A 19583-nucleotide genomic window follows, 5' to 3' on the forward strand; every position below is an offset into this window, starting at 1 on the left:
TTGTGATCAAGAGACAGCTTTTTAGCGGCTTTTTGCTGCCTTATGACTTGCTCACGCAGCGCTAAATGTCGCTAGTCGCCCTATATTTCTATATAGGGTAAAAATCTGTTTATATTGCAGGCACTCGCGCTTGATAATTGAACAAAAAGAATTTTATTAGGTTTGCAGCGTTGTCTGCGCTATACTAGGCGGCGTTTTTTTTATTTAAAATAGTACTATGGCTTTAAACGCTGACGCGATTTCACAACAATCATTACCTAAGCATATTGCCATCATAATGGATGGGAATGGGCGCTGGGCTCAGGCACGTAAGCGCCCAAGAGCATATGGGCATAAAAAAGGTGTCGACTCTGTTCGTAGCGCTGTGCAATTTTGTACTAAGCTAGGCATCGAGTCTTTAACACTGTTTGCATTTAGCAGTGAAAACTGGCGCAGGCCTGAAGATGAAGTTAGTACCTTAATGGAATTATTCCTCTTTGTGTTGAGTAGAGAGGTTAAGAAATTACATAAAAATAATGTAAAACTAAAAATAATTGGTGATATATCAAAATTCCCTGAAAGCTTACAGGCTAAAGTCCATGATGCTCATGCACTTACTGCAAATAACACGGGTTTAACCTTAAATGTTGCAGCAAACTACGGTGGACGATGGGATATTGTGACCGCGGCTCAATCGCTTGCTACACAGGTACAACAGGGAGATATCTCTGTTGCAGATATCACGGAAGACGCATTGTCTGAAAGGTTAACAATGGCAGAGCAAAGCCCTCTAGATTTGTTGATTCGTACTGGTGGAGATTATCGCATCAGTAACTTTTTGTTATGGCAAGCTGCATATGCTGAGCTGTATTTTACAGAAACACTCTGGCCTGATTTTAACGAAGAAGCTTTCTCAGAAGCGATTGCTTGCTATATTTCTAGAGAAAGGCGCTTTGGTTGCACAGGCGAACAAATACAACAACTACTCGCCGAGAGCAAATCAACAAGTTAAAGGTATAAAATTTGTTAAAACAACGTATTATGACGTCAGTGGTATTGGCTCCACTTGCGCTACTTTTGGTATTTTATACGCCACTTAAACTCTTTAGTGTGATTGCAGGCGCAATTGTGCTGTTAGGAGCATGGGAGTGGGCGTCTTTAATGGGATTAAAGAAAAGAGCACATCGCGCTGGTTATGTTGTAGTTACGGCTGCATTAATTGCGATGCTTCATGTGCATTGGCCAATAGAGAGTTTATGGCTGTCAGGCAAATTGGTGGCCGATGCTAATTATCTATTTACCTTGGCAGCTGCTTGGTGGATTGTGGCAACGTTGTTGGTGCTTCGATACCCTAACATGGCGCGAGCCTGGAGCAAGGGGCTGGTTATGCCAGCTGTGGCAGGTTTTTTGACTCTCGTTCCTCTGTGGTTGGCTCTAAACGTTCTTAGGAGCGCTGAATATGGTGCGTCTGAACAGTTTGGCTCTGTGCTGATTATGGTGGTTCTAGGCATTGTATGGAGTGCCGATATTGGTGCTTATTTTGCTGGTAAAAACTTAGGTAAGCGAAAGTTAATGCCCAATGTTAGTCCAAATAAAACCATTGAGGGGTTAATTGGCGGTCTACTGACATCGGTCGTTTTCGTATTGATTTTTTGCTATTGCTCAGGTGTAGAGTATAAACAGTGGTTGCTATATGGTGCACTTACCGTCGTAATAGCGCTATTTTCTGCAATAGGTGACTTACTTGAAAGTATGTTCAAGCGAGAAGCTGGGCTAAAAGATTCGGGTAGTTGTCTACCGGGCCATGGCGGGATTTTAGATCGTATTGATAGCCTTACAGCAGCTGCCCCCATGTTTGCGTTGTTTTACGCGTGGACGGTAACACTATGAGTGTCGGGTCAAGCTTGTTAGAACAGGTAGTTATTCTTGGTGCGAGTGGCTCGATTGGTACCTCAACCCTAGACGTCATCGCGCGCAATAAAGAGCGATATGATGTGTTTGCGCTTGTGGCGGGATCGAATGTTGAGGTGATACTACAGCAAGCGATTGAGCACAAGCCGCGTTATATTGTTATGCAAGATAAGCATGCTGCGGCCTCGCTGCGTGAGCATTTAAGTAATACTACAATTGAAGTGCTAAGTGGCACTGACGCCATGTGTGAAATTTCGGCTCACGAAGACGTAGATATTGTGATGTCAGCCATTGTTGGTGCTGCTGGGTTGCTTCCGACTTTGGCTGCTGTAGAAGCCGGTAAAAAAGTGTTACTGGCAAACAAAGAATCCCTGGTAATGTCTGGTCAATTGTTTATGGACAAAGTGAAGCGCCACGGCGCGACCTTATTGCCCATAGATAGTGAACATAATGCGATTTTTCAGTGTATGCCTGTGGATGTGCAGCGCGGTGAACAGTCTAATTTCAATGCGGTAGGTGTGCGTAAAATTCTTCTAACTGGATCGGGTGGCCCTTTTTTAACGCGTGACATCAACTCCCTTAAAGCCGTGACCGTAGAAGAAGCTGTGGCGCATCCAAATTGGTCAATGGGCCGGAAAATATCGGTCGATTCTGCAACGATGATGAACAAAGGTTTAGAGTTCATTGAAGCCAAATGGTTATTCGATTGCCAAGCTGAAGATATCGAAGTGGTAATACATCCTCAGAGTATGATCCATTCAATGGTTCAATACCAAGATGGCTCCGTGATTGCTCAAATGGGTCAACCTGATATGCGTACACCGATTGCATATGGCCTAGCTTACCCAGAGCGTATTGACGCAGGTGTGAAGCCTCTAGACTTTTCAGATATGCGTGATTTCACGTTTACGCACCCAGACTATACCCGTTATCCAAACCTCAAACTTGCTATTGATGCTTGTCGTCATGGACAAGCAGCGACAACCGCGCTTAATGCGGCAAATGAAGTATCCGTTGCAGCGTTTTTGGAAAAGCGCATAGGATTTATGGATATATTTAAAGTGAATGAACAGGTACTTGAGCAGAGTAACTTAAAAGATTTAGAATCATTGGAAGAAATTTTGGATATGGATAGTCAAGCCCGTCGGCTTGCGCAGCAGATGATTGCAAATCAGGGGTAGCGATGTTTGATTTTTTCTGGAATCTAGGTTCATTTATTTTTGCGTTAAGTATCTTAGTCGCTGTACATGAATACGGACATTTTTGGGTTGCCAGAAAAGCGGGTGTTAAAGTACTGCGCTTCTCCATAGGTTTTGGTAAGCCTATTTTTACTTGGTACGACAAAATGGGTACTGAGTATGCTATCTCAGTGATCCCCTTAGGGGGTTATGTGAGAATGCTTGACTCACGTGTTGATGACGTGGATGAGTACGACATTGATAAAACCTTAGACAGCAAATCTGTATATGCTCGCATGGCTATTGCTGCAGCGGGTCCAGCGGCTAATTTCCTATTCGCAATTTTAGCATTGGGTATTATGTACTCAGTTGGGGTGCAAAATGTGAAGCCCATTGTGGGCTCAGTCACGGAATCATCGATAGCGCAAAGGGCTGGTGTTCAGTCTGGAGATGCAATAAAACGTATCAGCGACGAAGCAGTAAGTTCGTGGCAAGAAGTTAACTTTGCCATTATGGCTGGGCTTGGTGAGCAACAGCTTGAAATTAAAGTTGTGGATGAAAAAGGCCAAATAGCGATACGTACTTTAGATGTTAGCAATTGGAAGCTAGATCAAAAAGATGTTGCGCCTTTGGCTTCTATTGGCATTAATCCATACAGACCAGATATCACAACTGAGTTAGCGCTTATCGCGGAAGATTCAGCTGCGCAGCGAGCAGACTTAAAAGCAAATGATGTGATTGTGTCTTTCAACCAACAAAACATTACGAGTTGGACTCATTTTGTTGGGCTGGTACAACAAGCTGCCTATCAGAAAAGTGTGATAACAATATTACGGAATGGGCAAGAGATTAGCCTTAATGTGACACCTGATGGAAGAGAAATTTCAGATGGTCAAGTAATTGGCTATTTGGGTGTTGTGCCCAAGCAGAAAAGTTGGCCTGAAGGCTATATTGAGACTAGACAGTACGGTGTATTCGATAGTATCGTGCTTGGCGTTCAGAAAACCTATGCGTTGACTGCGCTGAGCTTCGATATGATTGGCAATCTGCTCACTGGCCAAGTCTCTGTTCAAAATATAAGTGGACCAGTTGGCATAGCCGTAGGTGCTGGTGACAGTGTTAGCTACGGGTTAGTTGCCTTTTTAAGCTTTCTAGCACTAATTAGTGTTAATTTGGGTGTTTTTAATCTTTTGCCACTGCCGATGTTGGATGGTGGGCATTTGATGTATTACTTAATTGAACTAATTCGAAAAAAACCGGTCTCTGAAAAGACACAAGAGTTAGGTTATAAGCTTGGAGCCATGATGCTCTTAGCTCTGACTTGTTTTGCACTGTTTAATGACGTATCGAGGCTCTAGGCTCTGTAATAAGGGCGATAGTGCACGTGGCGTATAGTACGCCGTAAGCTGTAAAGGATAAAGATAACAAAATGCCTATAAAAAAACATTTAGCTGTAACGAGTTTACTTGGCGCCAGTTTTGCCGCTTTAGGGCAAAACTCCTTTATCGTAGAAGATTTAAAAGTTGAAGGGTTACAACGTGTTGCACTAGGTGCGGCATTAACTCATATCCCAATTAATGTTGGCGATGAGGTTGATAATTACACAGTTTCAAAAACGATTAAGGCATTATTTTCGTCGGGTCACTTTGACGATATTATTGCTTATCGTGCAGGTAACCAGATAGTTTTCAAGGTTAAAGAGCGTCCGACAATTGCCTCTATTGAGTTTGACGGTAACAAAGACATCAAAGATGAGCAACTTCAGGAAAGTTTGGATGACAAAGATATCCGTACCGGTGAAACATTAGATCGCACGGTAATTGATGGCATCGAAAAAGGCTTGATAGAATTCTTCCATAGTATTGGTAAATATAACGCGAAAATCGATGTTAGCGTTGTTGAATTACCACGTAACCGTGTGAAGCTCAAATTTGACTTTGAAGAGGGGGACGCTGCATCAGTTCGTCAGATAAACCTAGTTGGTAATGAACTATTTTCAGACGAGCAGTTGTTACGCTTAGTTGAGTCTCAGCAAGATTTACCGTGGTGGAAGTTCCTCTCTAGTGACCGCTACCAAAAGCAAACGATTGAGGGCGATCTTGAAAAGATCCGAAGTTATTATCTTGATAGGGGTTACCTAAGGTTTAACATTGATTCAACTCAAGTATCGGTGAGTCCGGAACGCGAATCCGTATATGTTACTGCCAATATCACCGAGGGCGAGAAATACACTGTCAAGGGTTTCGACTTCATTGGTGATTTGTTAGGTCGTGAAGAGTTAATTCGTAGCGTTGTTCCATTGAAATCTGGTGAGCTGTACAACGGTTCATTGGTAACATCATCTGAAGAATTTATTAAAGGCTATTTAGCGAGATTTGGTTACGCTAACGCCGAAGTTCGTACAATTCCTGATATTGACGATGAAAACAAAGAAGTACACTTAACCTTATCTGTTGATCCTGGAAAACGTGTTTACGTTCGTCGCATTTTAGTAAACGGCAACCAAAACACCGCGGACCATGTTGTGCGCAGGGAAATGACCCAATTAGAAGGTGCATGGCTGTCGAACCAGAGTCTGGAGCGTTCGAAACTGCAAATCCAGCGTTTACCGTACATGGAAAAGGTAGAGTTTGAAGTTAAGCCGATCCCTGGTGTCGATGACCAAGTTGATGTCGATTTCAATGTAAAAGAGCAGCCTGCTGGTAGTTTCCAAGCAGGTGTAGCGTACGGTTCGTATGCTGGCTTGCAGTTCAATGTCGGTGTGAGTGAGTCTAACTTCCTAGGTTCTGGCGACCAAGTTGCATTTAACATCAACACATCGCGAGCTTCAACACGATACAGTGTTTCTTATACTGATCCATATTTCACGCCTGATGGTATTTCTCAAGGTAGTAGTATTTTCTACAACAACTTTGATGGTGGTGAAATTGGCCTAGTAGATTACGATTCACGTAGCTATGGTATTGGTACTCACTTTGGTATTCCAATTAACCCAGTAAACCGATTTAACTTTAGTTTCCGCTGGATTGAAGAGGATCTAGATCGCATCGCTGACTACGAGCAAACGCGAGTTATGAGACTTACTTTCGAAGATCCAAATAACCCAGACGATGGATTCGATTTTACGAAATTTGAGTTAGGTATTGGTTGGTCTCGTATTACGGTTAACCGAGGCATGTTCCCAACGGATGGTTCACGCCAGTCGGCAAACTTTAACTTTACGACACCAAACTCAGATTTGAATTACTTTAAACTGAGCTACGACTCTCGCTTCTATTGGCCAATTAGTAATGACCACCGTTGGGTATTCTCGACACGAGCAGCAGTGGCTTATGGTAATGGTTATGGTGAGAAAAATGGCTTTGAACAGGTATTGCCGTTCCAAGAATTCTACCGCATCACTGAAATGGAGCTGAGAGGTTTCGAGAGAAACACTATCTTACCTCAAGCTGTTCAACGTCGACCTCTGAGCTTACCTGGTACGCCGTTACCAGACGGCACAACAACCGGCACTATCGGTGGTGACCCTCAGTTTGACCAGTTAGTACCTCTTGGTCGTATCGGTGGTAATGCCAAAGCGGTATTAGGTGCAGAGATGATTGTACCGACACCTTTCCTAGATGAAGAAAATACAAGTTCAGTGCGTACTAGCTTCTTTGTAGATGCAGCTAACGTATGGGACACTGAATTCGACGTAAGTCGTTATACAAACTTGCCAGAAGATCAATACAAACAATTATCAGATTATTCTGACCCTGGCCGTTTTAGGGTTTCAACGGGTTTATCTATTCAATGGATATCACCAATGGGGCCAATGTTAATTAGTTTTGCGTATCCGCTGAAAAAAGAAGACGATGATGACACTCAAAACATCAGCTTCAATATCAGCAATACTTTCTAAGGAGTTTATTGTGAAAAAGATTTTTAAAACATCTGCTATGGGTATTTTAGCAGCATTGTTAATGGGTAACTCGGTTAATGCATTCGCTCATAAAGTGGGCTTAATCGACATGCAGAATATTTACTCTCAGCTACCTCAAATGGCTAAGATTGAGCAAACGTTAAAAAATGAATTTGCTGAGCGTCGCCAAGAACTTGAAAAACTACAAGGCGATATTCGTTTTGAAGCTGAAAAATTCAAACGCGAAAGCGCGACGATGAGCGAAGAGCAGAAAACTGCACTGCGTGACAAAATTCAGCAAATGCAAAAAACACTTGCGGAAAAAGGGCGTCCTTTAGAGCAAGAGATTAAACAACGTCAAAACCAAGAATTGGCTAAAGTCCAAAAACTAATCTTTGATGCAATTCAAGATGTTGCTAAAAAAGGAAACTTTGACGAAGTTCGAGTAAAAGAAACGACAATTTACTTCAACCCTGATAAAGTTAGCGATCTATCAAATGAAATTGTTGAAGTAGTTAGCAAAAAATAATGACGAAACAATACACGTTGTCACATTTGGCTGATTATTTGGGTGCCTCTTTAGAGGGGGATGCCAATCAGCCAATAGTGAAAATCGCGACCTTGGTGAGTGCCAAGGGCCAAGACATTGCGTTTTTGGCAAACAAAAAGTACCGCAGTCAATTAGAGTCGACACAAGCTGGTGCTGTAATCTTGTCAGCAGATGAGGCTGAGTATTTCACAGGTAATAAACTTATCTGTGATAACCCGTATGTCGCGTACGCGAAGTTAGCGCAATATATGGATACGACGCCAAGTGCTGCAAGTACTACCCACCCCAGTGCATGTATAGACGAAGACGCAATATTAGGCGAAAACGTAAAAGTTGCCGCTAACGCAGTGATTGAGTCAGGTGCTGTTATTGGCGACAACGTGGAAATCGGCGCAGGTTGTTTTATTGGTAAAAATGCTCGCATTGGCGCAAATACCAAACTTTGGGCGAATGTAACCATCTATCATGAAGTAGTGATTGGTGAACAGTGCTTGTTCCAATCCGGCACAGTAATTGGCAGTGACGGGTTCGGCTATGCTAATGAATCTGGAGAGTGGGTTAAAATTCCTCAGATTGGCACCGTCATTATTGGTGATCGAGTAGAAGTTGGTGCATGCACGTCTATTGATCGCGGTGCTATCGATGACACGATCATTCATGACAACGTCATACTAGACAATCAAATACAGATTGCCCATAACGTAGAAATTGGCTATGGCACTGCAATTGCGGGATGCTCTGTACTAGCTGGTAGTGCTAAAATAGGAAAGTACTGCCAAATGGGCGGTATGGTGGCTATAAATGGTCACAACGAAGTGTGTGATGGTGTAATTATTACTGGTATGAGTATGGTCACAAAGGGGATTACCAAGCCTGGCATTTACTCTTCAGGCATGCCACATACAACGAATAAAGAATGGCGCAAGAACATTGCCCACTTACGTAATCTTTCTGATTTTAAAGCGCGAATTAAAGCGCTAGAAAGCTTAACTGAGCAGTTACAACATACGGATAAATAAAAGGTGGTATTTTGGCCAACGAATTAAACAGCTTTGACATTCAGGAAATTTTAAAGTTATTACCACATCGCTACCCGATGCTTTTGGTTGATAAAGTTGTCGACTACAAACCGGGTGAGTACCTTCATGCGATAAAGAATGTTACAGCGAATGAACCTATTTTCACAGGGCACTTCCCTGAACAGCCTATTTTCCCTGGTGTGATGATCCTTGAAGCACTTGCTCAGGCAACTGGCCTATTAGGTTTTAAAACCGTCGAAAACCGCTCTGATAATGAGCTATACTTATTTGCAGCCATTGACAATGCTAGGTTCAAGCAGCCAGTTGTTCCAGGAGATACAATGCACTTACATGTGCAGTTTGTTAAAGAGCGTCGCAACATTTGGAAATTCTCCGGTGAGGCGAAAGTTGACGGCAATGTAGTATGTAATGCCGAATTAATGTGTGCTAGAAGAGAGTTTTAAGCGTGATCCATCCTACCGCAATTATTGAGCCAGGTGCTAAATTAGGAAAGAACGTCTCTGTAGGACCATATAGTTACGTCGGCAACGATGTAGTTATTGGTGATGACTGTAAAATTGAGTCACATGTCGTTATTAAAGGGCCGAGTGAAATCGGTTCTGGTAATCACATTTTTCAATTCGCGTCAGTAGGCGAGGCCTGTCAAGATAAAAAGTACAAGGATGAACCAACAAAACTTATTATTGGTGATAACAACGTTATTAGAGAGTGTGCAACGATACATCGTGGCACGATCCAAGATAAGGGCGTGACAATCATTGGTAGTAATAATTTATTTATGGCTTATACGCACGTCGCGCACGATGCAGTGATTGGCAGCAATGTAATTTTTGCCAACAATGCAAGTGTTGCAGGGCATGTGCATGTTGGTGACTGGGTGATCCTTGCTGGTAATTCCGGTGTTCACCAATTCTGTAAAGTTGGCTCGCACGCATTTATAGGCATGTATTCTGGTGTCAATCAGGATGTACCGCCATTTGTGACCACTACAGGCACACCAGCACGTCCAGTTGCAATTAATACTGAAGGCTTAAAGCGTCGTGGTTTCGAGTCTGATGAAATTATGGCGACGCGTAGAGCATATAAAACGCTGTTCCGTAAAGGCTTAAAGCTTGATGAAGCAATTGCATCATTGCAAGAAGAAGCACAGAAGTTCCCTGCTGTACAACAGATGTTGGACTTTATAGCGAACTCTGAACGCGGTTTAGTACGCTAATACAGATTAGCTTTTTGTCTTGTCAAAACCTATGGGTAATTAGGCAAATAACAAAAAGCGGGTTCTGATATAATGACGCCATACTTAGTATGGCGTTTTTTTATTTTCCAGAAGAACAAAAATGGCAAACGAAAAATCAATTACCATTGGCATTGTTGCAGGCGAGTTGTCTGGCGACATCTTAGGCGCAGGATTAATAAAAGCGCTCAAAAAGCGATATCCTAACGCCGAATTTGTAGGTATTGCAGGGCCAAAAATGCAAGCGGCAGGCTGTAAGAGCTTATTCGATATGGAAGAGCTGGCCGTTATGGGGCTTATTGAAGTCTTAGGGCGGTTACCAAGCTTATTAAAAATCAGAAAAGAGTTGGTGAACTATTTTATCGATTATCCGCCTGATGTATTTATTGGTATCGATGCCCCTGATTTCAACTTGCGTGTAGAAAAACCGCTCAAAGCAGCAGGTATTAAGACTATTCAGTATGTGAGTCCATCGGTGTGGGCGTGGCGTCCAAAGCGAATTCATACCATTGCTGAAGCGACAAACTTAGTGCTTTCGTTGCTGCCATTCGAAAAAGCCTTTTATGATAAGCATGACGTACCTTGTACTTTTGTCGGTCATACATTGGCAGATGAGATCCCATTAGAGTCAGACCAACAGGCTGCGCGCGCCAAGATTGGTTTAGATGAGTCTGACACTGTTTTGGCACTTTTACCTGGTAGCCGTGGTTCTGAAGTGGGTTTATTGAGTGAAACTTACCTTCAAACAGCTAAGCAATTGGTGGATAAAATCCCGAACTTAAAGATTGTCGTTCCTTTGGTGAACGAAAAGCGTCAGAAGCAATTTAATCAAATTTTAAATAAAGTCGCACCGGATCTCAGGCCGATTTTACTTGACGGTCAATCTTCATTGGCAATGAATACGGCGGATGCCGTACTGCTAGCGTCAGGGACAGCAACTTTAGAAGCAATGCTATATAAAAAGCCTATGGTGGTAGGTTATCGTCTTAAGACACTGAGTTATAAGATTTTTAGCACCTTCTTTACCTTTAATATTAAGTATTTTTCTTTGCCAAATTTACTAGCGGACGCACCTTTGGTCCCCGAATTTCTGCAAGAAGAATGCAACCCAGATGCGCTAACAGATGCTTTACTTCCGCTATTACGAGAAGACAATACAGCGTTGATTGAGCGTTTTTATGACATTCATAAAAATATCCGTTTGAATGCCAGTGAACAGGCTGCAATTGCAGTTGCGGAGGTAATTGATGCAAATTGAAAGACCTGATTTTAAACATATCGCAGGTGTAGATGAAGTAGGCCGTGGCCCATTGGTGGGAGATGTTGTTACCGCCGCAGTGATACTAGACCCAACCAAGCCTATTGAAGGTTTGGCGGATTCTAAAAAGTTGACAGAAAAAAGGCGCAATGCCTTGGCTGAAGAGATTAAAGAAAAAGCCCTTTGTTACTGCATTGCGCGAGCGAGTGTTGAAGAAATTGATGAACTCAATATTCTGCACGCAACAATGCTGGCGATGAAACGTGCAGTAGAGGGGTTAGAGGTACCTGCGGAATTTGTATTTGTAGATGGTAATCGATTGCCAGAGCTCACGGTCCCAGCACAAGCTGTTGTTAAAGGGGATAGCTTGGTAGCTGAGATCAGTGCGGCTTCAATATTGGCTAAAGTTACAAGAGACAATGAGATGATTGAGTTGGACGCCCAGTTCCCTGAGTTTGGTTTTGCAGGCCATAAAGGCTATCCAACAAAGGCACACTTCGAAGCGCTCGCACAGCACGGTATCACACCTTTTCATCGCAAAAGCTTTAAACCAGTTCAGCGTGTTCTCGCGGAGCAATCTTAATTATGCCAACGCCTAATTTCGTACATTTACGTGTTCATAGTGACTTTTCTATGGTAGATGGTTTGGCGAAAACCAAGCCCATTATTGCTCGCGCTCAAGAGCTGGAAATGCCAGCATTTGCCATCACAGATCAAATGAACTTATGCGGTTTAGTGAGGTTTTATGGTGGAGCACATGGTGCGGGGATTAAACCTTTAGTCGGTGCTGACCTTTGGCTTAAAAGTGAACACTTTCCAGAAGAACCCTGCCGAATTGCTGTTTTAGCGAAAAATAACGAAGGTTATAAAAACCTGACCCTGCTTATATCTGAGGCTTTTTTGCGTGGTCATGTTTTTCATCGCCCAGTAGTAGATAAAGAGTGGCTCGTTAAATTCAAAGAAGGCTTGATCATCCTTTCAGGCGCAAAAGATGGCGATGTAGGTAAGGCTCTTCTCAAAGGTAACCCGCAGCTCATTGCAGAAACTTTGGCATTTTATGAAGAGCACTTTGCTGATCACTATTATCTAGAATTGCATCGTACTGGGCGAGAACATGAAGAAGAGTATCTTCATGCCGCGGTTGCGTTGGCAACGAAACGTAACTTGCCAGTTGTAGCAACTAACGAAGTTGTATTTTTGAATGAAGAAGACTTCGAAGCTCACGAGATCCGAGTAGCAATCCATGATGGATATGCACTCGAGGATAAAAATAGGCCTAAGCGCTTTTCTAAAGAGCAGTATTTAAAAACGCCTGAGCAAATGCATGAATTGTTCAGTGATATACCAGAAGCACTTGAGAATACGGTTGAAATTGCCAAGCGTTGTAATGTTACGGTGCAACTAGGCACCTACTTTCTGCCAGATTACCCAACGGGTGACCTAAAGATTGATGAATTCTTAGTCAAAGTATCTGAGGATGGTCTTGAAGAGCGTTTGCAGTTTCTATTTCCTGACGAAGAAGACAGAAAAGTTAAACGGGTTGAATATGACGATCGGTTAAGAATTGAGCTTGAAGTAATCAACCAAATGGGATTCCCAGGTTACTTCTTAATCGTAATGGAGTTCATCCAGTGGAGTAAGGATAACAACATTCCAGTTGGCCCTGGTCGAGGATCAGGTGCAGGCTCTTTAGTGGCATATGCGCTTAAGATCACCGATCTTGACCCGCTAGAATTTGATCTGCTATTCGAGCGATTCTTAAACCCAGAACGTGTATCGATGCCCGACTTTGACGTCGATTTTTGTATGGACAGACGTGATGAGGTAATTGACCACGTTGCGAAACTCTATGGCCGCCAAGCTGTGTCTCAGATCATCACATTTGGAACCATGGCGGCAAAAGCGGTTATTCGAGATGTTGGACGAGTTCTAGGTCATCCTTACGGCTTTGTCGATCGTATATCTAAACTCGTTCCAGGCGATCCAGGAATGACTTTGGCCAAAGCCTTCGAGGTAGAGCCGCGTCTGCCAGAGGCATACGATGGCGATGATGAAGTTAAAGAGCTTATAGATAAATGCCGTATTCTAGAAGGCTGTACACGTAACGCCGGTAAACACGCGGGGGGGGTTGTAATCTCGCCTACCAGTATTACCGACTTTGCCGCATTGTATTGTGACGAAGAGGGTAAGTTCCCTGTTACTCAGTTTGATAAGAATGATGTTGAAACCGCCGGCTTAGTTAAGTTTGACTTCTTAGGTTTAAGAACACTGACTATCTTGCAGTGGGCGTTGGATATGGCCAACGAGCGTTTAGCTCGAGAACAAAAGCCGTTTGTTGATATCAACGCTATTCCACTTGATGATCATGCCAGCTTTGAGGTTTTACTGAGAGCTGAAACTACTGCTGTATTCCAGCTTGAATCGCGAGGTATGAAAGATCTTATCAGGCGTCTGAAGCCGGACTGTTTTGAAGATATGATCGCTCTGGTTGCACTTTTCCGCCCAGGTCCTTTGCAATCAGGCATGGTAGATAACTTCATCGACCGTAAACATGGTCGTGAAGAGATCTCATTCCCAGATGCACAATACCAACACGAAAGTCTAGCACCAATACTTGAGCCAACCTACGGGATCATCCTGTATCAAGAGCAGGTAATGCAGATAGCGCAGGTCTTAGCTGGATATAGCTTGGGTGGCGCAGACTTGCTTCGTCGAGCAATGGGTAAGAAAAAACCTGAGGAAATGGCGAAACAACGATCGACCTTCGAGGAAGGTTCGATTAACAACGGTGTTGACGGCGAACTTGCGATGAAGATCTTCGATCTTGTAGAAAAGTTTGCGGGTTACGGTTTCAACAAATCACACTCGGCTGCGTATGCACTGGTGTCTTATCAAACACTGTGGATGAAAACGCACTTTCCCGCAGAATTCATGGCTGCGGTAATGTCCGCTGATATGGACAACACTGATAAGATCGTAACATTGGTGGATGAATGTGAGAACATGAAGCTGACGCTGTTGCCACCAGACGTGAATGCGGGTGTGTACAAGTTTACGGTGAACCTGCAAGGTGAGATCGTCTACGGTATCGGTGCTATAAAGGGGGTTGGTGAAGGCCCTGTTGAAGCCATTTTAGAAGCACGTGAACAAGGCGGAGAATTTAAAGATCTCTTCGACTTTTGTGCTCGGGTTGACCTTAAACGTTTAAATCGCCGCGTTATTGAAAAACTAATTTATGCAGGTGCGCTAGACAAGCTGGGGCCAGAAACAACTCAAGGTGGCCGTGCGACGCTGCTTGCTAGCTTAAAGGATGCTATGAAGTCAGCAGAGCAGCATCATAAAGCTGAGCAGTTAGGTCAATCTGACTTGTTTGGTTTATTGGCCGTTGAGCCAGAAGATGTGGCAAATGCATTTGTTAAAGCAACTCCGCTGAGTGATAACGAGTGGTTGGACGGTGAAAAAGAAACCTTAGGTTTATATCTGACCGGTCACCCGATAAATCAATATCGAAAAGAGTTGAAAAACTATACCTCGGGTAAATTGGTTGACTTACAGCCGACCAATCGTGATGTACAGTCGACTGCCGCAGGGTTGGTGATCAATGCGCGGACCCTAATAAATAAAAAGGGCAATCGCTGGGGGTTGATCACCCTTGATGACAAGAGTGCGCGTGTTGATGTGCGTTTCTTCCCTGAACAGTTCGAAACGTATGAGGAATTGCTGCAAGTTAACCAAGTTCTCGTTATTTCGGGACATGTTGCCTTTGATAACTTCTCAGGCGGCATTTCAATGACTGCTCGGGAAGTGAACACCATTGCGCAAGCTCGTGAAAAGCGTATAAGTGCATTGAAGATGACGCTTAATATGACACAAATGGATACGAGTTTTGGTGAGAATTTAAAGCGTGTATTAGAGCCGTATAAATTTGGCACATGCCAAGTTGTTATTGAATATCAACGTCCGGATGCCACAGCAGAGCTCACGTTAGGTATGCAGTGGTGTGTTACACCTAGCGATGAATTGATACGCTCGTTAAAGAAGTTAACGGGGCAAGATGTTGAATTAATCTTTGACTAGATCCCTTTTTTCTTAGCCTAATTATTGGTTGGGCCTAAGTACAAACAAAAAGGCCACCAAGCTGTACTTGGTGGCCTTTTTTAGTATCTGGTACGGCTTAGTTGCAGTAACCGAATGACATTAGACGTTGATATCTTTGCTCTAGCATTTCTTCTTGGCTTAGCGCAGAGAGATCAGACAGATCTTTTAAAAGCTGAGATTTCAGGCTACTAGCTGCTGCATCGTAATCACGGTGCGCGCCACCAAGCGGCTCTGGCACGATTTCGTTAATAAGGTTGTTATCTTTAATACGCTGTGCAGATACACCCATTGCTTCAGCTGCAAGTGGTGCTTTTTCAGCGCTCTTCCAAAGGATTGATGCACAACCTTCAGGTGTGATTACAGAGTAAGTACTGTAACGAAGCATGTTTACGCGGTCACCAACACCGATAGCCAATGCACCACCTGAGCCGCCTTCACCAATTACGCTACAGATTGTAGGTACTTTTAATGACGCCATTACCTTTAAGTTCATGGCAATTGCTTCACTTTGCCCGCGCTCTTCTGCGCCGATACCTGGGTATGCACCTTGTGTATCAATTAGAGTAATAATCGGCATTTTGAAGCGCTCAGCCATTTCCATTAAGCGCTTTGCTTTACGGTACCCTTCAGGTCTAGGCATACCGAAGTTACGTTTAATTTTTTCTGCTGTGTCGCGGCCCTTTTCTTGACCGATAACCATGACAGGCTTGCCATCTAGTCGTGCTGTACCACCAATGATAGCTGGATCGTTTGCAAATGCGCGATCGCCTGCAAACTCGTCGAATTCTGTAAAAATGCGCTTAATGTAGTCACTTGCGTGAGGACGCACAGGGTGACGTGCTAGTTGTAGCAATTGCCATGGGTTTAGTTCTGAGTAAATTTTTTCAGTAAGCTGTACACTTTTCTCTTTTAGCTTGCTGATTTCATCTTCCAGACTTAGGTCCAACGAACCTGAGCGACTAACAGCTTGTAGCTCTTTTATTTTTTGCTCTAATTCAGCTACTGGAAGTTCAAATTCTAAATAATTTAAGCTCATTTTCTAACCTATCTGATAATTTTTTTAAAGTTTGTCTCGGTCTAATGTAGAGAGTACAGGTTTAAAATGCCAAGATTCAGTTATCTGCAACGTCTTTAATCGCTTAGCCTGTTTTGCTAAAAGCAGTCTTAACTAAGTGCTAGTATTGCTTATTTAACTCAGATTTTGGAGAAGTTCGCGAACTTTCGCAGCAAAATTCTTCTTCATCTTACAACTGTTTTTTCCTTCGTGAAGGCTAATTCTCTGTCATCACATACAATTTTCTTCACATTATACTGCCCCAAGCTGCATCTTGAAAACAGACCAGCAAGATAATGCGACTTTTTATACATAAGAAGCGATTTACCTAGATTTTGGAGCAGATGTCAATTAATTTTGGGTTTGTTTTGTTTTAGTAAATAATGAAAATTTCGGTCGCTAAAAATAAATGGCAAGTGAAAATCAAGACGTCGAAATGTAGGTTTTATTCAGACTGTTTTTCTTACTTTTTGAGTAAAGCTCGTAAAACTGACCAACCGTTTTTTTAAATTACAGTAATAATCCCTGTAAAACACCAAGATACGCCAATATACTTTGCCCAAGTGTAGAGTGATTTTAGTAAAATAGTTAGTAGTGCCTGATCTACTTCAAAGTAAACACATGATTTTGGCAATTCTCTTTGCAAATTTTGCTTGATAGGGTATAACGCCACAGGATCTAAATTGGGGGGAAGTATGGAGTTTACCAGCGTTTACAAGCAATTTGCAGCAATGCTTGAACAACATTGTAGTCATCGCATCCAACAGGGCTTTACGGTGGCGTTGTCAGGTGGCGTGGACTCTGTTGTGTTACTGCACTTATGCCACCAGTACGCAAGTCGATTTGATGCTCTCCCTATAAAAGCTGTTTATGTGAATCATGGGCTGTCGGAAAATGCGCTACAGTGGCAGCAGTTTTGTGAACAACTCTGTCAAAGTTTATCGATCTCATTTCACGCTGCGATGGTGACAATACAACCAAAGTCGCGCGTCAGCCTTGAGGCACAAGCGAGAGAAGCGCGCTATAAAGCACTTGATGAGCACGCGTTGTATGGCTCTACGCTGTTGCTTGGTCAGCATGCAGATGATCAGGTGGAGACATTTTTGATTCGCCTGAAAAGAGGCTCTGGACTTCAAGGTTTAGGGGCGATGAAAACAGCAACCATGTTGTCAAGCGGACGCTACTGTGTGAGGCCGTTAATTCACATTGAGCGCCAAGACATTGAAGCGTTTGCTAAAACCTTTGGGTTACAACATATCGAAGATGAATCAAATCTCCGTGATGTATTTGACCGAAACTTTTTACGTAATCAAGTTTTGCCCCTTTTAAAATCAAGGTTTAAAGGGTTTGTGCCAAGTGTATTGAGGTCTATTTCGATATTGCAGGCACAGCAGGAGTTGATTGACGAGATATCAGAAAGTGATTTGGCGCGTTGCACACATGAAGCGTGTTTAGTCGTCGCCGATTTGAAGCAACTCTCAGCTTTGCGACAAAGCAATGTAGTGCGGGCATGGCTTTCGAAGCGTAACGTTGAAATGCCTTCAAAAAAGCAATTGGAGCAAATTTTACGCCAGTCCATAAGTGCCCGTAGAGATGCACAAGTAAATATTCAATTAGCGCAAGGTAGCGTGAAGCTTTATCAGGGTAGGTTGTATTGGCTTGATAAAAACTTGCCAGCAATGGTAGAGGTTAAGAACTTGAGTATGATTGACCCTGTTACGATTGCTTGCGGGTTCACACTTATTTTATGTGAAGGTAAGGGAGTAAGAAAGCCACAGCCAACCGAGCATGTTTCACTGAGGTTTAATTGTTTAAATGACAAAGTGAAACCGCTTGGAAAACCCGGACGAAACACAATTAAGCACTGGTTGAAGGATTTAAAAGTGCCCACATGGGAGCGAGAACGCGTGCCTTTGATTTACTATAACGAAACTTTCGTTGCGGCCGTCGGTCGTTTTGTCAGCGAGGAGTTTGCTAGTGAGCAGGGCGTCTATTGGAAAGTAATTAATGAAAAAAAATAATGCAATTAGTCTATCTTTGGCCAGTAAAGCCCCTATCGCAATAGTGATTTGTTGTTTCGGATTTGTACTCTTGGCTTTGAGCTCTGCCTTTCATCTCACTAATCTATTACTCGCATTGAGTGTCGGCGCGTTGTCAGCTGTGTTGCTATTGGCGTATTGGCACGGTAAAGGCGGGCACTTTTTCATTTTGGGGTTGGCTGCGCCAATGCTATCAATATTATTTAGTGAATTACCTGACTTTTGGGCGCTAGGATGGGTGATTAACGGCTTTTTTTGCGGTTTTGCCATATTACTTTGGTTGTTTAAAGTTAAAAACCGCTAATCACAGTGGTACTGACCATTAGGGGATGGTAAGTACCAATAAGTTGATTACACTGCGCGTGCACAATTCCTTCCCGCTTCTTTGGCTTTGTATAGTCCGCCATCAGCTCTGGCAAATATTTCGTTTGAGCAATCTTGGCTTGATGCAAGGGTAAACCCAATACTGGTTGTTACATCGTGTTTTGCCAGTAAATTGCACCCGTTTACTCGCTCCATGATACGTTCCGCGATTACTTTGTTTGTGGTAAATGCTGGGTCGTCGATAAGGACGGCAAACTCATCACCACCAAATCTAAATACTGCGTCTGTGGCTCGGATACTCGACGTTAAGATATTGGCAAACTCAATTAGTACTTCGTCGCCTTTTTTATGTCCATATTTGTCATTAACTTGTTTGAAGTTGTCTAAGTCCAACAACATCAAACTAAAATTACGATGATGGCGACGGCTGCGCTCGAGTTTGGTTTCCAAATACTCATTAAACTGGCTGCGATTATATAGGCCCGTCAGTGTATCTTTGGTTGCAAGTTGCAGTACACGGTGATACATCAGCGCATTTCTGAGCGGATAAAGCAAACAGGTATGCAGCTGCATTAAGCGTGCTCTGATAGTCCCACTTAAGCTATATTTACTAAAATACACGAGTTGGCCTAAATGCTGTCCGTTGAGTTCAAGGTCGAACGTATAGGGTTTGAGCTGGTTGTCGCTTTGATGCATTTGAAACAAACCTTGGCTCGAGTGAAACTGAAGCCCAGCAAGATCTGTGATGCGTTTAACGTAACCTGCAAATATATCTAATATGCCGTTCACCTCTAATGTGGTTTGCAGTTTTTCGACGAGCGTATTTGGTTGTTCTGGCGCTTGTGAAACATATTGGTCCGTCGCAAACGGTATGTAGTCACCGCGCGAAGGCGTTCGTTGCGCCAAAATATGGACATTTTCCATTTGGTAATTCCCCTAATTACAACATTCCCAAACAGATAAGCTAGTTTCATGCCAATAAATTAAACTGGCTGAAAAACAGTTGCTTGCTATAGT

General features: G+C 43.1%; 16 protein-coding genes. 14 read left to right on the forward strand and 2 right to left on the reverse strand.

Features of this window, described 5'->3' with window-relative positions:
• Window positions 1-217 precede the first annotated feature (217 nt).
• The 12 genes from N482_RS12710 (at window position 218) to dnaE (ending at window position 15128) form a co-directional block, all read left to right on the forward strand.
• Complete coding sequence (locus tag N482_RS12710) at window positions 218-991, forward strand: isoprenyl transferase (RefSeq protein WP_063377389.1); 774 nt, start codon at window positions 218-220, stop codon at window positions 989-991.
• A gap of 11 nt (window positions 992-1002) precedes the next feature.
• Complete coding sequence (locus N482_RS12715; protein ID WP_063377390.1) at window positions 1003-1869, forward strand: phosphatidate cytidylyltransferase; 867 nt, start codon at window positions 1003-1005, stop codon at window positions 1867-1869.
• Window positions 1866-3071 (forward strand): 1-deoxy-D-xylulose-5-phosphate reductoisomerase, encoded by a 1206-nt coding sequence (gene ispC / locus N482_RS12720; RefSeq protein ID WP_196763596.1) that lies wholly within the window; start codon window positions 1866-1868, stop codon window positions 3069-3071. The genes N482_RS12715 and ispC overlap by 4 nt, the downstream gene beginning before the upstream one ends.
• Window positions 3072-3073: 2 nt before the next feature.
• The gene (gene rseP, locus N482_RS12725) at window positions 3074-4426 is read left to right on the forward strand and encodes an RIP metalloprotease RseP (protein WP_063377391.1); all 1353 of its coding nucleotides are present in this window, start codon (window positions 3074-3076) and stop codon (window positions 4424-4426) included.
• A gap of 71 nt (window positions 4427-4497) precedes the next feature.
• A complete protein-coding gene (gene bamA, locus N482_RS12730; RefSeq protein ID WP_063377392.1) occupies window positions 4498-6969 on the forward strand; it encodes an outer membrane protein assembly factor BamA in 2472 nt (823 codons plus the stop codon).
• A gap of 10 nt (window positions 6970-6979) precedes the next feature.
• Entirely contained in the window at window positions 6980-7498 is a 519-nt protein-coding gene (locus N482_RS12735; RefSeq protein WP_063377393.1) for an OmpH family outer membrane protein, read from the forward strand.
• Entirely contained in the window at window positions 7498-8538 is a 1041-nt protein-coding gene (gene lpxD, locus N482_RS12740; protein ID WP_063377394.1) for a UDP-3-O-(3-hydroxymyristoyl)glucosamine N-acyltransferase, read from the forward strand. Before N482_RS12735 ends, lpxD begins: the two co-directional genes overlap by 1 nt.
• Before the next feature lie 11 nt (window positions 8539-8549).
• A complete protein-coding gene (gene fabZ / locus N482_RS12745) occupies window positions 8550-9002 on the forward strand; it encodes a 3-hydroxyacyl-ACP dehydratase FabZ (protein WP_063377395.1) in 453 nt (150 codons plus the stop codon).
• 2 nt (window positions 9003-9004) lie between these two features.
• Window positions 9005-9775 (forward strand): acyl-ACP--UDP-N-acetylglucosamine O-acyltransferase, encoded by a 771-nt coding sequence (lpxA, locus tag N482_RS12750; protein WP_063377396.1) that lies wholly within the window; start codon window positions 9005-9007, stop codon window positions 9773-9775.
• A gap of 121 nt (window positions 9776-9896) precedes the next feature.
• Window positions 9897-11051 (forward strand): lipid-A-disaccharide synthase, encoded by a 1155-nt coding sequence (gene lpxB, locus N482_RS12755; RefSeq protein ID WP_063377397.1) that lies wholly within the window; start codon window positions 9897-9899, stop codon window positions 11049-11051.
• Complete coding sequence (rnhB, locus tag N482_RS12760; protein WP_063377398.1) at window positions 11041-11634, forward strand: ribonuclease HII; 594 nt, start codon at window positions 11041-11043, stop codon at window positions 11632-11634. The genes lpxB and rnhB overlap by 11 nt, the downstream gene beginning before the upstream one ends.
• 2 nt (window positions 11635-11636) lie before the next feature.
• Window positions 11637-15128: a DNA polymerase III subunit alpha gene (gene dnaE, locus N482_RS12765; protein ID WP_063377399.1), complete on the forward strand. Its 3492-nt coding sequence runs from the start codon at window positions 11637-11639 to the stop codon at window positions 15126-15128.
• 97 nt (window positions 15129-15225) lie between these two features.
• Here dnaE and accA read toward each other — a convergent pair whose 3' ends face one another.
• Window positions 15226-16185: an acetyl-CoA carboxylase carboxyl transferase subunit alpha gene (accA, locus tag N482_RS12770; RefSeq protein ID WP_063377400.1), complete on the reverse strand. Its 960-nt coding sequence runs from the start codon at window positions 16183-16185 to the stop codon at window positions 15226-15228.
• Window positions 16186-16898: 713 nt separating this feature from the next.
• Between accA and tilS the strand changes: the two genes are divergently transcribed.
• Together tilS and N482_RS12780 are read left to right on the forward strand one after the other, a co-directional pair.
• Window positions 16899-18224 carry a tRNA lysidine(34) synthetase TilS gene (gene tilS, locus N482_RS12775; RefSeq protein WP_063377401.1) on the forward strand — a complete coding sequence of 442 codons (1326 nt, stop codon included), beginning with the start codon at window positions 16899-16901 and terminating at the stop codon, window positions 18222-18224.
• Window positions 18211-18546, forward strand: coding sequence for a hypothetical protein (locus tag N482_RS12780; protein WP_063377402.1), 336 nt, complete (start codon window positions 18211-18213; stop codon window positions 18544-18546). Before tilS ends, N482_RS12780 begins: the two co-directional genes overlap by 14 nt.
• 47 nt (window positions 18547-18593) lie before the next feature.
• Here the strand turns inward: N482_RS12780 and N482_RS12785 are convergent, their stop codons facing one another.
• A complete protein-coding gene (locus N482_RS12785; protein WP_063377403.1) occupies window positions 18594-19490 on the reverse strand; it encodes a GGDEF domain-containing protein in 897 nt (298 codons plus the stop codon).
• Window positions 19491-19583 lie beyond the last annotated feature (93 nt).

This window comes from Pseudoalteromonas luteoviolacea NCIMB 1942, assembly GCF_001625595.1.
Taxonomy (GTDB): Bacteria; Pseudomonadota; Gammaproteobacteria; order Enterobacterales; family Alteromonadaceae; genus Pseudoalteromonas; species Pseudoalteromonas luteoviolacea_A.

Coding starts and splice junctions, on each gene's coding strand:
- N482_RS12710 (WP_063377389.1), top strand. CDS start 218: ATGGCTTTAAACGCTGACGCGATTTCACAACAATCATTACCTAAGCAT.
- ispC (WP_196763596.1), top strand. CDS start 1,866: ATGAGTGTCGGGTCAAGCTTGTTAGAACAGGTAGTTATTCTTGGTGCG.
- rseP (WP_063377391.1), top strand. CDS start 3,074: ATGTTTGATTTTTTCTGGAATCTAGGTTCATTTATTTTTGCGTTAAGT.
- bamA (WP_063377392.1), top strand. CDS start 4,498: ATGCCTATAAAAAAACATTTAGCTGTAACGAGTTTACTTGGCGCCAGT.
- lpxD (WP_063377394.1), top strand. CDS start 7,498: ATGACGAAACAATACACGTTGTCACATTTGGCTGATTATTTGGGTGCC.
- lpxB (WP_063377397.1), top strand. CDS start 9,897: ATGGCAAACGAAAAATCAATTACCATTGGCATTGTTGCAGGCGAGTTG.
- rnhB (WP_063377398.1), top strand. CDS start 11,041: ATGCAAATTGAAAGACCTGATTTTAAACATATCGCAGGTGTAGATGAA.
- dnaE (WP_063377399.1), top strand. CDS start 11,637: ATGCCAACGCCTAATTTCGTACATTTACGTGTTCATAGTGACTTTTCT.
- accA (WP_063377400.1), bottom strand. CDS start 16,185: ATGAGCTTAAATTATTTAGAATTTGAACTTCCAGTAGCTGAATTAGAG.
- tilS (WP_063377401.1), top strand. CDS start 16,899: ATGGAGTTTACCAGCGTTTACAAGCAATTTGCAGCAATGCTTGAACAA.
- N482_RS12780 (WP_063377402.1), top strand. CDS start 18,211: ATGAAAAAAAATAATGCAATTAGTCTATCTTTGGCCAGTAAAGCCCCT.
- N482_RS12785 (WP_063377403.1), bottom strand. CDS start 19,490: ATGGAAAATGTCCATATTTTGGCGCAACGAACGCCTTCGCGCGGTGAC.